General features: G+C 63.1%; 14 protein-coding genes. 8 read left to right on the top strand and 6 right to left on the bottom strand.

Annotation, left to right across the window (positions count from 1 at the left end):
• Positions 1-46 precede the first annotated feature (46 nt).
• From ADADO0_RS09220 to ADADO0_RS09205, 4 genes are all read right to left on the bottom strand, one after another.
• Positions 47-757, bottom strand: coding sequence for a P-loop NTPase family protein (locus ADADO0_RS09220; protein WP_511304837.1), 711 nt, complete (start codon positions 755-757; stop codon positions 47-49).
• 3 nt (positions 758-760) lie between these two features.
• Positions 761-1861, bottom strand: a complete 1101-nt coding sequence (locus tag ADADO0_RS09215; protein ID WP_511304836.1) for an AI-2E family transporter — start codon at positions 1859-1861, stop codon at positions 761-763.
• A gap of 50 nt (positions 1862-1911) precedes the next feature.
• Entirely contained in the window at positions 1912-2442 is a 531-nt protein-coding gene (locus ADADO0_RS09210; RefSeq protein WP_511304835.1) for a CDP-alcohol phosphatidyltransferase family protein, read from the bottom strand.
• Positions 2443-2529: 87 nt separating this feature from the next.
• Entirely contained in the window at positions 2530-3300 is a 771-nt protein-coding gene (locus ADADO0_RS09205; RefSeq protein ID WP_511304834.1) for an SDR family NAD(P)-dependent oxidoreductase, read from the bottom strand.
• Positions 3301-3652: 352 nt separating this feature from the next.
• On the opposite strand from ADADO0_RS09205, the gene ADADO0_RS09200 reads away from it, so the two are divergent.
• Positions 3653-4252 carry a protease inhibitor Inh/omp19 family protein gene (locus ADADO0_RS09200; protein ID WP_511304833.1) on the top strand — a complete coding sequence of 200 codons (600 nt, stop codon included), beginning with the start codon at positions 3653-3655 and terminating at the stop codon, positions 4250-4252.
• Between the two features lie 55 nt (positions 4253-4307).
• Here ADADO0_RS09200 and ADADO0_RS09195 read toward each other — a convergent pair whose 3' ends face one another.
• Together ADADO0_RS09195 and ADADO0_RS09190 are read right to left on the bottom strand one after the other, a co-directional pair.
• The gene (locus tag ADADO0_RS09195) at positions 4308-4508 is read right to left on the bottom strand and encodes a hypothetical protein (protein WP_511304832.1); all 201 of its coding nucleotides are present in this window, start codon (positions 4506-4508) and stop codon (positions 4308-4310) included.
• Positions 4509-4591: 83 nt separating this feature from the next.
• Positions 4592-5383, bottom strand: coding sequence for an enoyl-CoA hydratase/isomerase family protein (locus tag ADADO0_RS09190; RefSeq protein ID WP_511304831.1), 792 nt, complete (start codon positions 5381-5383; stop codon positions 4592-4594).
• Between the two features lie 150 nt (positions 5384-5533).
• On the opposite strand from ADADO0_RS09190, the gene ADADO0_RS09185 reads away from it, so the two are divergent.
• From ADADO0_RS09185 to ADADO0_RS09155, 7 genes are all read left to right on the top strand, one after another.
• Entirely contained in the window at positions 5534-6466 is a 933-nt protein-coding gene (locus tag ADADO0_RS09185; RefSeq protein ID WP_511304830.1) for an NAD(P)H-dependent flavin oxidoreductase, read from the top strand.
• A gap of 111 nt (positions 6467-6577) precedes the next feature.
• Complete coding sequence (locus tag ADADO0_RS09180) at positions 6578-7933, top strand: hypothetical protein (RefSeq protein ID WP_511304829.1); 1356 nt, start codon at positions 6578-6580, stop codon at positions 7931-7933.
• 237 nt (positions 7934-8170) lie between these two features.
• The gene (locus ADADO0_RS09175; RefSeq protein WP_511304828.1) at positions 8171-8482 is read left to right on the top strand and encodes a DUF2849 domain-containing protein; all 312 of its coding nucleotides are present in this window, start codon (positions 8171-8173) and stop codon (positions 8480-8482) included.
• 20 nt (positions 8483-8502) lie between these two features.
• Positions 8503-10155, top strand: a complete 1653-nt coding sequence (locus ADADO0_RS09170; protein WP_511304827.1) for a nitrite/sulfite reductase — start codon at positions 8503-8505, stop codon at positions 10153-10155.
• Positions 10142-10639 (top strand): DUF934 domain-containing protein, encoded by a 498-nt coding sequence (locus ADADO0_RS09165; protein ID WP_511304826.1) that lies wholly within the window; start codon positions 10142-10144, stop codon positions 10637-10639. Before ADADO0_RS09170 ends, ADADO0_RS09165 begins: the two co-directional genes overlap by 14 nt.
• A gap of 10 nt (positions 10640-10649) precedes the next feature.
• Positions 10650-11378 (top strand): phosphoadenylyl-sulfate reductase, encoded by a 729-nt coding sequence (locus ADADO0_RS09160; RefSeq protein ID WP_511304825.1) that lies wholly within the window; start codon positions 10650-10652, stop codon positions 11376-11378.
• Positions 11379-11507: 129 nt separating this feature from the next.
• Positions 11508-12527, top strand: a complete 1020-nt coding sequence (locus ADADO0_RS09155) for a sulfate ABC transporter substrate-binding protein (protein ID WP_511305079.1) — start codon at positions 11508-11510, stop codon at positions 12525-12527.
• Positions 12528-12640 lie beyond the last annotated feature (113 nt).

Here is a 12640-nt window from a genome sequence, read left to right as displayed (position 1 = left end):
GCCGGAACATGGCCGCCTTGCATGACCACTCTATGACGGTTCCGCGTCAGTCCTCATCCTCTTGTGCGCTCGTGCTTTCCCAAGCGCGCAGCACCTCGGCGGCGAAGGCCCGCGTCACCGGCCTATGACCCGCGAGCGACGCCCGGTCGATCGCCGCCACAAGCGCCTCCGCGCCGGCGACCGAACGCTCCATCCGCGCGAGCAGATATTGCACCGTCCCCTCGTCCACCGGGATCTGCCGGTCGGCGAACAGCTTGACCAGAACCGCCGCGAGCAGCGGATCGTCTGCCGGGCCGATCTCGACGGCGGGGATGGCGCGCAGGCGCGAGGAGAGGTCGGCGGTGGCGAGCGTGAAGCCGGACGGCGCAGACCGGGCGGTCATGAGGATATGGGCTCTAGTTTCCTGTGCATGGTTGAGCATGTGGAACAACGCCGCTTCGTCGAATCCGCCCTGCGCCAGATCCTCCAGCACCAGCGCCCCATGCTCCAATGCGGTGGGGACGCCGGCGCGGACAAGTTCGGCGGCGCTGATGATGTCGGCATGCGCCTGTGCTGCGAACACCGCTGCCAGATGGCTCTTTCCGGTGCCGCCTGCGCCCACGAGACAGACCACGGGCGCCGGCCAGTCGGGATAATTGTCGATCAGCGCCAGGGCGGCGGCGTTGCTGGGGGCTTCAAGAAAGTCCTCGCGCCGCAAGGCCGTGGAGGCCGGCAAATCGAGCGGCAGTTGCGGATTGAAACGCGCGCGCCCGGCCATGGCTCAACGGTGCTCCAGGAAGCGCACGTCCTCGGCGCCCTCGATCTCTTCACCGGTGTAGAGCGGGCTGTGGAAATACTGGCTGAAGCCGAAGCGCACCAGCACCCCGACGGCCGCCGTCAACGGCACCGCCAGGAGCAGGCCCACGAAGCCGAAGAGATAGCCGAAGGCGAACAGCGAGAACATGAGCCACACCGGATGCACGCCGATGCTGTCGCCCACCAGCTTGGGGGAGAGAATGTAGCCCTCGACAGTCTGCCCGGTGACGAAGATGCCGAGAATGATGCCGATCATGGTCCAGTCCGGGAAGAACTGGACGATGGCGACACCCATGGCCAGCACAAGGCCTGTCAGCGAGCCGACATAGGGAATAAAGGTAATCAGGCCGGAGACGATGCCGATCAGTAGGCCGAAATTCAGCCCCGCCATACTCAGCGAAATGGCGTAGAAGCTGCCGAGGATGAGGCAGACCAGCGCCTGTCCCCGGATGAAACCGGCGACCGCGAGGTCCATCTTCCGGCCCAGGTCCTGAACGACCGGCTTCTGGTGCACCGGAATCCAGCTATCCACGGTCTGGAGCATGTGGTCCCAGTCGCACATCACGTAGAACACCACCACCGGCGTGACCACCATGAGTGCGAACACCGAGACCAGCGCCTGTCCGCCGGACCAGATCGAGGTCAGCAGGCCGAGCAGATAGGCGACGCCCTGGGACATCACATCCGACAGGGAACGCTGAACGTCCGGCAGGCGGTCTCCAAAGAAGTGGTTGATCCACTCCCGGTTCTCATCCGTTACCAGCCCCTGCAGGCGGGTGACGTAGCTCGGCATGTTCTGGATGAACTCGAACAGCTGGCTCGAGAGCAGCGGCAACACCACCAGCAGGAAGATCACGATCAGCATGACGAACATGCCGACGATCAGCAGGGACGAGGGTGTGCGCCCGACGCCGAGGCGTGCCAGCCGCTCGACGATCGGATTGAGGAAATAGGCGATCGCAATGCCCGCGACGAACGGCAACAGAATGCCCCGGAGCAGCCATAGAACGACGATCGCCACGATGAGGGCGCCGATCCAGAACCTGACCTGGAGCCGAAATGGCATTGCGCCGTCCCCGAATTGCCGCGCGGCACAGTTCCGCTGCCCGGCGCTGTTCAGTTGGCCATATGGCGCATCCAATCCGCGAGATAGGCAGCAGCGGAAAGAGCCGTCAAGAGGCCAACGGCCACAAGGCCGAGTTCAAACACCAGGTGCAGCGAAAAGCCGAAGCCGGCACTCGCCAGCACCAGCGCCGCGAACACGATCTGCGCCATGGTGTTCACTTTGGAAATCACCAGCGGCCGGATATGGAGCGGCCGGGCCATCAGCACCGACAGCAGGATGGCCCCGACGATCATCACGTCCCGCGTCACCACCGCGATGGCAACCCAGCGGGGAATGAGACCCACCACCGCCAGCGTCACATAGATGGACACCAGCAGCGCCTTGTCCGCGAGCGGATCGAGGTAGGCGCCCAACTCGGTCTGCATATTGAAATTCTTGGCGAGGAAACCGTCGATCGCGTCGGACACGCCCGCCAGGACAAACAGCCAGAACGCCAGTTGCACCTCGTTCGAGGCGATGGCCCAAACCACCACCGGCACCAGGAAGATGCGAAACAGCGTGATGAGGTTGGGGAGGCTCATTTTAGCGGGCTCATTAAGCCGACCATACCTCAAATCGCGTCTGGCCGCCCCCCACGGAGGACGGGCGGCCAGACGTTGGCTGTCGCCCTAACCGCGCTTGATGACCAAGGGGCCGAAGCCCTGATGACTGGCCATGGCCTGGATGCGGTTGATGTTGACGTGGCGCGGCAGGGTGCAGGCGAAGAACACCTGCTCGGCGATGTCTTCCCCGACCATGGGCGCGACGCCCTGGTAGACCTTGTCGGCCTTTTCCGCATCACCCTTGAAGCGAACCAGGGAAAACTCGGTTTCGGTCATTCCCGGCTCGATATTGGTGACACGGACCCCCGAGCCGGCGATATCGGCCCAGAGGCCGAGCGAGAACTGCTTCACGAACGCCTTGGTGCCGCCATAGGCATTGCCACCGGGATAGGCATAGTCCCCAGCGATCGAGCCGGTGAGGACGACGTGGCCTTCCTTGCGGGCGATCATCGAGGGGAGCGTCGCGCGGATGGTGTGGAGCAGGCCCTTCACGTTGGTGTCCACCATGGCGTGCCAGTCCTCCATCGCGACCTGATGAGCAGGCTCCAGGCCAAGGGCGAGGCCGGCATTGGCGAAAACGATATTATAATCGGCGAAGGGCGCAGGCAGCGTCTCGAAGGCGGCGCGGGTGGCATCCCAGTCACGCACGTCCACCTCGATCGGGTGGACCTTGTCTCCGAATTCGTCGGCCAGGGCCTTGAGCCGGTCGGCACGCCGGCCGGCGACGATGACGCGGCTTCCCGCTCCGGCGAAACGACGGACAGCGGCGGCGCCAATGCCCGAGGTGCCGCCGGTGATGAGGACGGTGAGCGTCTTCGGGTCCAGCATCTGATACATCGGCGACCTTTCCGGTATGAGTTGTCCCGCAAATAGAACATCGTGGGCCTATCGCGAAGACCCGTTTCAAGAAATCGCCGTACGCTGGGCGCCGGCGTGAGCGGGGCAACGCGGGACAGACGCCGCGACGCATTAACGCTATCCTCACGCTTCGGACGCAGGGTCATGCTCTTGCCATGTTCTGGAGGAAGGTGGGTCGGCTCACAGTCTCCTGAGGGGGCGAACTGAGAGTTGCCGGGTTTGGGACGTGAAAGGGCTTTATCCGCCTCATTACGTTCCAGGTTGCAGCGGCGAAAGTGCGAAGCACCGGGAGCGACAGCGTCCGGTGCGACGGCATTGGGAGACGGTTTTGATGAAGCTCTATTTTGCTCCAATCGCCATGACCTCGGCGCTCCTGATCTCAGGGTGCAGCACCGAGCTGGATGGATTCGGAACAAAAACGAGCGCCGTCGAGTCCGCCCGCATCCTCAATGCGCCGACCAGCCCGATCGAGAGCGCGCCAATGGCGGCGCCGGGTTCTGTCGCTTCGTCCGCCCCACCCGTGACGGGAGCTGGCGCCAACACCGCCCGGGCGGCCGTGACGCCCACCGCCACCGCAAGTGCCGGCAACGTTCCCCTCACCCCGCCACCCGTCAATCCGGGCGGTACCGCCTATGCCGCGTCGAACACGCAGGAACAGCTTTCCGGCGCGTGGACGTTTTCCTGGGACAATGGCGCGCATACCTGCCCGCTGACCCTCTCCACGGCACGAGGCGCCAGCGGCTTGTCGGCTCAAGCCGACATCTCGTGCCCGAGCGAAATCTTCATGACCAAGGGCTGGGACATGCTCGGTTCGGACCTCGTGCTCCAGAACCATGTCGGCAAGGTCACTGCCCGGCTCGCCCCCGCCGGTCCCAACCGCTATGTCGGCATCATCGCCGACAACAATCAGTCGATCGTCCTTACCCGCTGAGGCGGGTGCTAGGGACGGAGCGCACCGGCGTCCGATCCACGAATATCGAAGGGTCTTAGCGGGCCTGGATTGTCGTGATCGCGCTGCCACGATCAGCGTGCCGCTGCCCCTCGGCCGGGACAGCGAAAATGATCCAGCCGACGATTATCGCATAAGCCACGGCGAACATGACCCAATCAAGCCACGGCTGGCGGACGGCCTCATTGTCCGAGACGAGCCGCTGCGTGGCCGCCCGATCTGTCGATGAGTAGGACATTCCACAATCCTTATGGATATTGTGGATATATAACCACCAATGACAGGGAATTGTCAATATTACGTTAAATTTTTGTGATTATTTCAATGCCCCTCGAATACGGGTGGGCGCTTTTGTACGAACGCGGCAACACCCTCCGTAAAATCCCTGGTGCCCACGCTGCCGAGGAAGGCATCGCGCTCGGCAGCAAGTTGCCCGACGAGATCGCGCTCAAACGACCCGCGCAGCAGCGCCTTCACCCGGCCATACGCCTGGGTCGGCCCGGCGGAGAGTCGGTGAACCAGAGCGTCCACCTCGCTCGCAAGCTGATCGGCGGGCACCACCTTGTTCACCAACCCCAGCCGCTCCGCCTCTGCAGCCCCGATCACATCGCTGAGCAGGGCGAGTTCCAGCGCCTTCCGCAAGCCCACCACCCGAGGCAGGCTCCAGGATGCGCCGCCATCCGGGCTGGTGCCGATCCGGGTGTAGGCCAGGGTGAATTTCGTATCCTCTGAAGCGATCGCAAGATCTGCCGCAAGGGCAATGCTCAGCCCGGCGCCCGCGACCGCACCGTGCAGCGCCGCCACCACCGGCTGGCGCAAGCTGGTCAGCAGGCGCAGCGCCTCATGGAACGGGTCGATAATGGAGGCCACCACCTCTGCCGCCTGCTCGCCCGCTTCATGGAAACGGCCGACATCCCCGCCCGCCAGGAACCCCTTGCCGGCGCCGGACAGCACCACGACCCGAACCGAAGGCTCCACCGCGACCGTCTCCACCGCCCGCTTGAACGCCAGGATAGAATGCTCGTCTATGGCATTGAGGACGTGCGGACGGTTGAAGCGGATGCTGGCGATACCGCCTGTGAGGGCGAGAAGCACGGGATCGGCATCGGACATGGGCATTCTCCCTTGAAATTTTCTGCGACCTGCGACTGGCCGAGCAATGCGTTGTTGCGCCACCCCGGACTTGGCGGCGCATGAGCATGCGTGCCACTTAATCCTATCGCGCCTGCGGTTCACATCCACCGGCCTTCGAGGATCACTCCCATGCCGCTTCCGGACGCCCTGCGGGGACGCATCAAGGCCCCCATCATCGCCGCGCCCATGTTCCTGGTGTCGAATCCGGACCTCGTGGTGGAAACCTGCACTGCCGGCCTTCTCGGCAGCTTTCCCGCCCTGAACCAGCGCACGACGCAGGGCTATGCCGACTGGCTGGACGAGATAACCGGCCGCCTCGACGGCGTGCAGGATGCGGCGCCGTTCGCTGTGAATTTGATTGTCCATCGCAGCAACCACCGCCTTGAGGCTGACCTGAAAGTCACGGTCGACAAGAAGGTACCGGTGGTCATCACCTCCCTGGGCGCGGTGCCGGAAGTGGTGAAGGCGGTCCAATCCTACGGAGGCTTGGTATTCCATGACGTGGTCAGCCGCCGCCACGCCGAAAAAGCCGCGGAAGCCGGCGTCGATGGCATCATAGCGGTCTGCGCTGGCGCCGGCGGCCACGCGGGCCTGCTGAGCCCGTTCGCGCTCGTTCCAGAAATCCGTGGGGTCTTCGACGGCACTATTATTCTATCGGGCGCCATGTCCACGGGCACACACGTAGCGGCCGCACGGATGCTCGGAGCCGACCTTGCCTATTTGGGAACGCGCTTCATCGCCACACGCGAGAGTGAGGCGCCGGACGCCTACAAGGCAATGATCAAGCTAGCCGAAGCAAAAGACATTCTCTATACACCGGCCATCTCAGGGGTACCCGCTAACTTCCTGCGACCCAGCATCCTTGCGGCAGGTCTCGATCCAGATCATCTGCCGGAGCATGGGGGGCTCGACATGGAGGAAGAGGCGCGCGCCTGGAAAAATATCTGGTCCGCTGGCCAGGGTGTGGGGTCGGTCCTGGATGTTCCATCCACCGGCGACCTCTGCCGCCGGCTGATCTCCGAGTTCGAGGCGGCGCGGGCCGCTGCTGATCGGATGCTTTAGAGAGCGGTCTAGCGAGACCCCCTCAGGAGTAAAAAGTTAGCCGCCTTCTGAAAAAACTCTGCCTGCTTCGCGGGCTGGTAAACCGAACATTCGCCCGGGGGGGGCGTCCAAATGACCGTATCCAACCGCACGCAGAAGCCGCGTGCTTTTTTCTCCAACCTTGTTGCGAGGTTGAGCGTCGCCCAGAAAACCGAACTGAGTGTCGGCGCCCGCTGGTGGATGATTTTCGCGATCCTCCTCGCACCTGGTCAGGCGTACGCCCAGGAGGGCAGCTATACCATCCCTCTGTCCGCGTCCGGCGCGAACGGCATTTCCGTAGACTATATCTGCAAGGCAGACGGCTACGTCGGCCCGTTCATCAACACTGCGAACATCGGCTCGCCCTCGTCGGGCGAAGTGAGCATCTTCAGCAGCGTCGATCTCATCAAGAGCGCGACCTTCTTCGACCGGGACAAGGACAGCGTCTCCATCGTCTTCCCGAAGACCTGGCGCTACGCCACCGACACCGACTCGAATGCCGGGTTCTTCGTGCTCAACGCCCCCTTCAAGCTGGATAGCCCGGACGGCTTCCCGGACGCCGTGCGTGCGCTTACCAGCTTGTCGCAGCTCTACCTCCTGCAGTTTGCGGCGGCCAAATACATCGCCGCTGATTTCGGCGGCCGGAAATATATCGCCGAGATCAACCCGAAGGCGCTCACCGCAGAAGCAATCAAGAAGTGCTTCGAGACGGCGGGATATTCCAACGTTCTGGCGAAGCTGAAGGGAGCGGCGGCCGACAAGATGACCCCCGCCGATCTGAAGCAGACATGCCTTGCAGTCTACGGCTTCTATAATGGCCTCGAAGACCTGATCCAGGGGGCGGATGACGACACCAAGCGCCGCATGGCAGGCACGGTGAAATATCCCACCCGCGAACGCTCGGACTGCTTCCAGACCAAGCAGTTGTCCCAGCCGGACCTCACCAAGGCGGCGATTGAGGCGGCATCGCTCGCGACCAAGCTGGATTATTCGGCCCTGATCCAGTCCGTGCACAAAAAGCCTCTGCCGCCAGCCGCCTACAACAGCCTGAAGAGTGTCTGGGGGGCGAAGGATATTCCCGGAATGGCCGATGCCGAGAAGGAGAAGGCCTCCGCCGACCAGGCGGCGAAGATCCGCTACACCTATGTGCTGTATGCGCGCGTCCTCGCCTGCGTCGAAGCCTTCAAAGAGGTGTCAGGACCTCCCTTTACCGCCGGCCAGATCAACGCCATGAAGCAGCGAGTCAAGTCCATCGAAACCCGTTTCAAGGATGTGTCACAATCGATCTGGGACGACGCGATGAAGGAATACCCCTCCATGCTCGCGTCGGCGCGCTACACGACCTCGACGAACTCGTCGGCCGCTCTGGATGCGTGCGCGCACAACGCCGGGCTGTTCGAGATTTTCGCCGCTAAGCTCGGAAACCAGGCCGCGCCCCCGCGGTTGTGAGGATAAAGCGGCCGGAGCCTCTTCGGCCGCTTTCAGTCTCAACACCTGGGCGATAAGGAGAGCCGTGTCGCCGCCCGGCGGCGGCTCCCTGGTCGCCGGGTGGGCACACATAAAATCAACATTACTTCGTGTGAAATTATTATTTGCACATTTTCGGCGAATAAATTACTCTTAGAGCCGCTATTAAGAGCATAATTCACGTTTATTATATGTGCATTATGCATTGGATCGAGAGAAATGACGTCACCCCTACAGCAGAAGCTGAAGATCCACGGCCCCACCGTCGTGACGGCGAACCGCCTCACGGACGGCGTCGTGGTGTGGCTGACCGGGGCGCACGCCTGGTCCACGGATATCGCGGACGCGGAAGTGGTGACCACTTCGGAAGGTGCGATTGCGCTGCTGACAGTCGCTCATGGCGACGAAATTCACGCGGTGGGGGCTTATCCCGCCCCGGTCTCCCTCTCGGATGGGCGCGCACAGCCGGCCAATCTGCGTGAGAGAATCCGCGTGAGCGGGCCGACGTTCGAGCTGGAAGGCGGCGCATAGGCGCCGGACCGGATCACATCATGTATGTTTATGACGAGTTTGACCGAGCGTTCCTTCAGGAGCGGGTGAGCGACTTCCGCGATCAGGTGGAACGGCGGCTGGCCGGGGAACTGGACGAGGAAGAGTTCAAGCCGCTGCGACTGATGAACGGCGTCTACCTTCAGCTCCACGCTTACATGCTACGCATCGCCATCCCCTACGGCACACTGTCGGCGGACCAGATGCGCGCGCTCGCCCACGTGGCGCGGCGTTATGATCGCTGCTACGGCCATTTCACCACCCGCCAGAACATCCAGTTCAACTGGATCAAGCTGAACGAGTTGCCGGATGCCATGGCGGACCTTGCGGCCGCCGGCATGCACGGGCTTCAGACCTCCGGCAATTGCATCCGCAACACCACCACGGACCAGTGGGCCGGTGCGACGCCGGAAGAGATCGAGGATCCGCGCCTCTATGCGGAGATCATCCGCCAGTGGTCGACGCTGCATCCGGAATTCACCTATCTCCCGCGCAAGTTCAAGATTGCCATCACGGCGGCCAAGCACGACCGCGCCGCGATCCGCGTTCATGACATCGGCCTGCGCCTGCATCGAAAGGATGGCGAGATCGGCTTCGAGGTGATCGTCGGCGGCGGTCTCGGCCGCACGCCGTTCATCGGCAAGACGATCCGCGAGTTTTTGCCCAAGGAAGATCTGCTCTCCTATCTGGAGGCCGTTCTGCGGGTCTATAATTCCGGCGGGCGGCGCGACAACATTTATAAGGCGCGCATCAAGATCCAGGTCCACGAAGTCGGCACGGAGGAATTCGCCCGCCGCGTGGAGGCAGAATGGGCGCAAATCCGCGAGGGCGCGCTTCTGCTCGATGAGGCCGCCTTCGACACCATCCGCGACCGCTTCGTGACGCCCGACTTCGAGGTGCTGGAAAGCAACCCGAGCGTACTAGCGGACGCGCTGAAGAGTGCAGATTTTGCCCGCTGGCACGCCAATGCGGTCGCCCCCCATAAGGTGCCGGGCCACGCCATCGTCACCCTGTCGCTCAAGCCGGTGGGCAAGCCGCCGGGTGATGCGACGGCGGATCAGATGGACGGAATGGCGGACCTCGCGGATCAGTATGCCTATGGCGAAATCCGCGTCGCCCACGAGCAGAACATCACCTTCCCCCATGTCCGGCAGAAAGACCTGCCGGAACTGTGGCGCAGGCTCACGGCATTAGGCCTAGCGACGCCGAATATCGGCCTCGTGTCCGACATCATCGCCTGCCCGGGCCTCGACTATTGCTCGCTTGCGAACACCCGCTCCATTCCGGTGGCGCAGCGCATTTCCGAGCGGTTCGCGGACGAAGCCCGCATCGCCGACATCGGCCGGATGCACATCAACATCTCCGGCTGCATCAATGCCTGCGGCCACCATCATGTGGGCCACATCGGCATCCTCGGAGTGGAAAAGCGGGACCAGGAGTTCTTCCAGATCACCCTTGGCGGCAAGGCCAACCACAAGGCACGTCTCGGCGAACTGCTTGGCCCTGCCGTCCCGGAGGGAGAGGTGGTCGAGGTTGTGGAACGCATCGTCGATACCTATCTGGAACTGAGAGAGACGCCGCAGGAGAGCTTCATCGCTGTGATCCAGCGCCTCGGTCTCGATCCCTTCAAGGAGCGCGCCTATGCCGCTCGTTAAAAATGGTGAAGTGATCCCCGACGCATTCGTGCGCGTCGATGCGGACGCCGCACTGCCCGATGGCCCGGTGATCGTGCCCCTCGCGCGCCTGCTCGATGAAGCCAAGGCGCTGGCCGGGCGCAACAGCCCGCTGGGTGTCTCGGTGCCGAACAGTGCCGATGTGCGAGTACTTGAGCCGGTGCTGCAGCATCTGTCTGTCGTGGTCTTGGACTTCCCGAAGTTCCGCGACGGGCGCGCCTACAGTCAGGCCCGCCTGCTACGCGAGCGGCTTGGATATGGCGGCGAACTGCGCGCGGCGGGGAATGTGCTGCGCGACCAGTTCCTGTTCATGGTCCGATGCGGGTTCGATGCATTCGAGATCACCAAGGCGGCGGATATCCACGCCATGGCTGAAGCTCTGAAATCTTATTCCGTCTTCTACCAGCCGACGGCCGATGGCCGCCGTACAGCGGCCGAGGCGCGCCTGTCATCGCGCCCGGCCTGAGGATCCCGTCATGGGCTATCTGAATTTTGCCCAAACCGTTTCCGAAGCCGAACTGACGAGCAACGTGGCGCGGCTTGACGCACAGTTACGGGATGCCTCGCCGCTGGAAATCCTGTCCACCGCTCGGGAGACCCACGCCGGTCGAATTGCCGCCGTCTCCTCGTTCGGCACGGAATCCGCCGTGCTGCTGCACATGATGGCGCAGGTGGATCCCTCGATCCCTGTGATCTTCCTCGACACTGGGCATATGTTTCCCGAGACGCTGGCCTATCGCGACCAGTTGATCGAATTGCTGGGACTGAGCGCCGTGCGCACCAGCCATCCGGACCGGGTGGAGCACGATCTGCGCGATCCCAACGACGGCCTCTGGTCGGATGACCCCGACGCGTGCTGCGCGTTGCGCAAGGTGGAGCCACTCGACCGGGCGCTTGCGCCGTACGATGCCTGGATCAATGGCCGCAAACGCTACCAGGCGGCGACGCGCGCGCGCATCCCCGTGGTGGAATTCGACGCGGGGCGCGTCAAGTTCAATCCCCTCGCTGCTCTCGGCCCGGCCGAGATCGAGGGCTGGATGACTGCCCACCGACTGCCTCATCACCCGCTTCAGACGTTAGGCTTTACCTCCGTCGGCTGCATGCCCTGCACCAGCCGGGTGGCCGCCGGAGAGGACGCGCGCGCCGGCCGCTGGCGGGGACAGGCCAAGACCGAGTGCGGAATTCACGTCAAGAAAGCCATTTAAACAGTTATTTCTTGTAATATAATTATCTCTACTAATTTTATTGATTAAATATTGACGCTCCTCCGAGGCGATGCCATCGTTCGGTCAACCGGCGGCGACAGCAGCCGATCCATCGCCGAAGGTGCTTCGATGTCTTTCCACACGTCTTTCAAAAAGCTCGCCGCAGGCGCCCTTGCGCTATCGCTGTCGGCAGCGCCCGTGGTGCCTTCATTTGCAGCCGAAACCACGCTGCTAAACGTGTCCTACGACCCGACCCGCGAGCTTTATGTCAGCGTCAATAAGGCGTTCGGGGCCGAGTGGGCCAAGACCCACCCTGGCGACACCCTGACGATCCGCCAATCGCATGGCGGCTCCGGCGGCCAGGCCCGATCGGTCATCGACGGCCTGGAAGCGGACGTCGTCACACTCGCACTCGCCTATGACATCAATGCGATCGCGCAGCGTGGACTGATCGCCACCGACTGGCAGAAAAAGCTGCCGGACAATTCCACACCGTATACCTCGACCATCGTATTCCTGGTGCGCAAGGGTAATCCCAAGGGCATCAAGGACTGGAACGACCTGGTCAAGCCGGGCATCAAGGTTGTCACGCCGAACCCGAAGACCTCCGGCGGCGCACGCTGGAACTATCTCGCCGCATGGGGCTATGCGTTGAAGCAGCCCGGCGGCGACGAGGCAAAGGCCAAGGAATTCGTCAAGGCGCTGTACAAGAATGCCCCCGTGCTCGACAGCGGCGCGCGTGGCTCAACGGTCACCTTCGTCGAGCGTGGCATCGGCGACGTGCTGATCGCCTGGGAGAACGAAGCTTATCTCTCGGTCAACGAACTCGGTCCGGACAAGTTCGACATCGTGACCCCCTCCATTTCCATCCTCGCCGAGCCGCCGGTCGCGGTGGTGGATAAGGTCGTCGACAAGCGCGGCACCCGCGCCACCGCCGAAGCTTATCTCAAGTTCCTCTACACCCCCGAGGGACAGGAAATCGCCGCGAAGAACTTCTACCGCCCCCGCAATGAGCAGGTGGCCGCGAAGTTCAAGGACAAGTTCGCTCCCGTCAGCTTGTTCACCATCGACTTGTTCGGCGGCTGGGCCAATGCGCAGAAGACCCACTTCGGCGACAACGGCATATTCGACCAAATCTACAGCAACTGACGCCTTATCCCGCGCGGCATCTCCTCCCGCCGCACCGGGCCGCCGCGCCCCGCCAGGCGTGCAGAGCCTGGCAGGGCAGCGGCGGATTACCACCTCCCCTGAAGCTGTTAAAA

The organism is Aquabacter sp., assembly GCF_965279295.1.
In the GTDB taxonomy this organism is placed as follows: Bacteria; Pseudomonadota; Alphaproteobacteria; order Rhizobiales; family Xanthobacteraceae; genus Aquabacter.
Note: the sequence above shows the minus strand (reverse complement) of the source record. Positions and strands in the feature narration are given on the sequence as shown.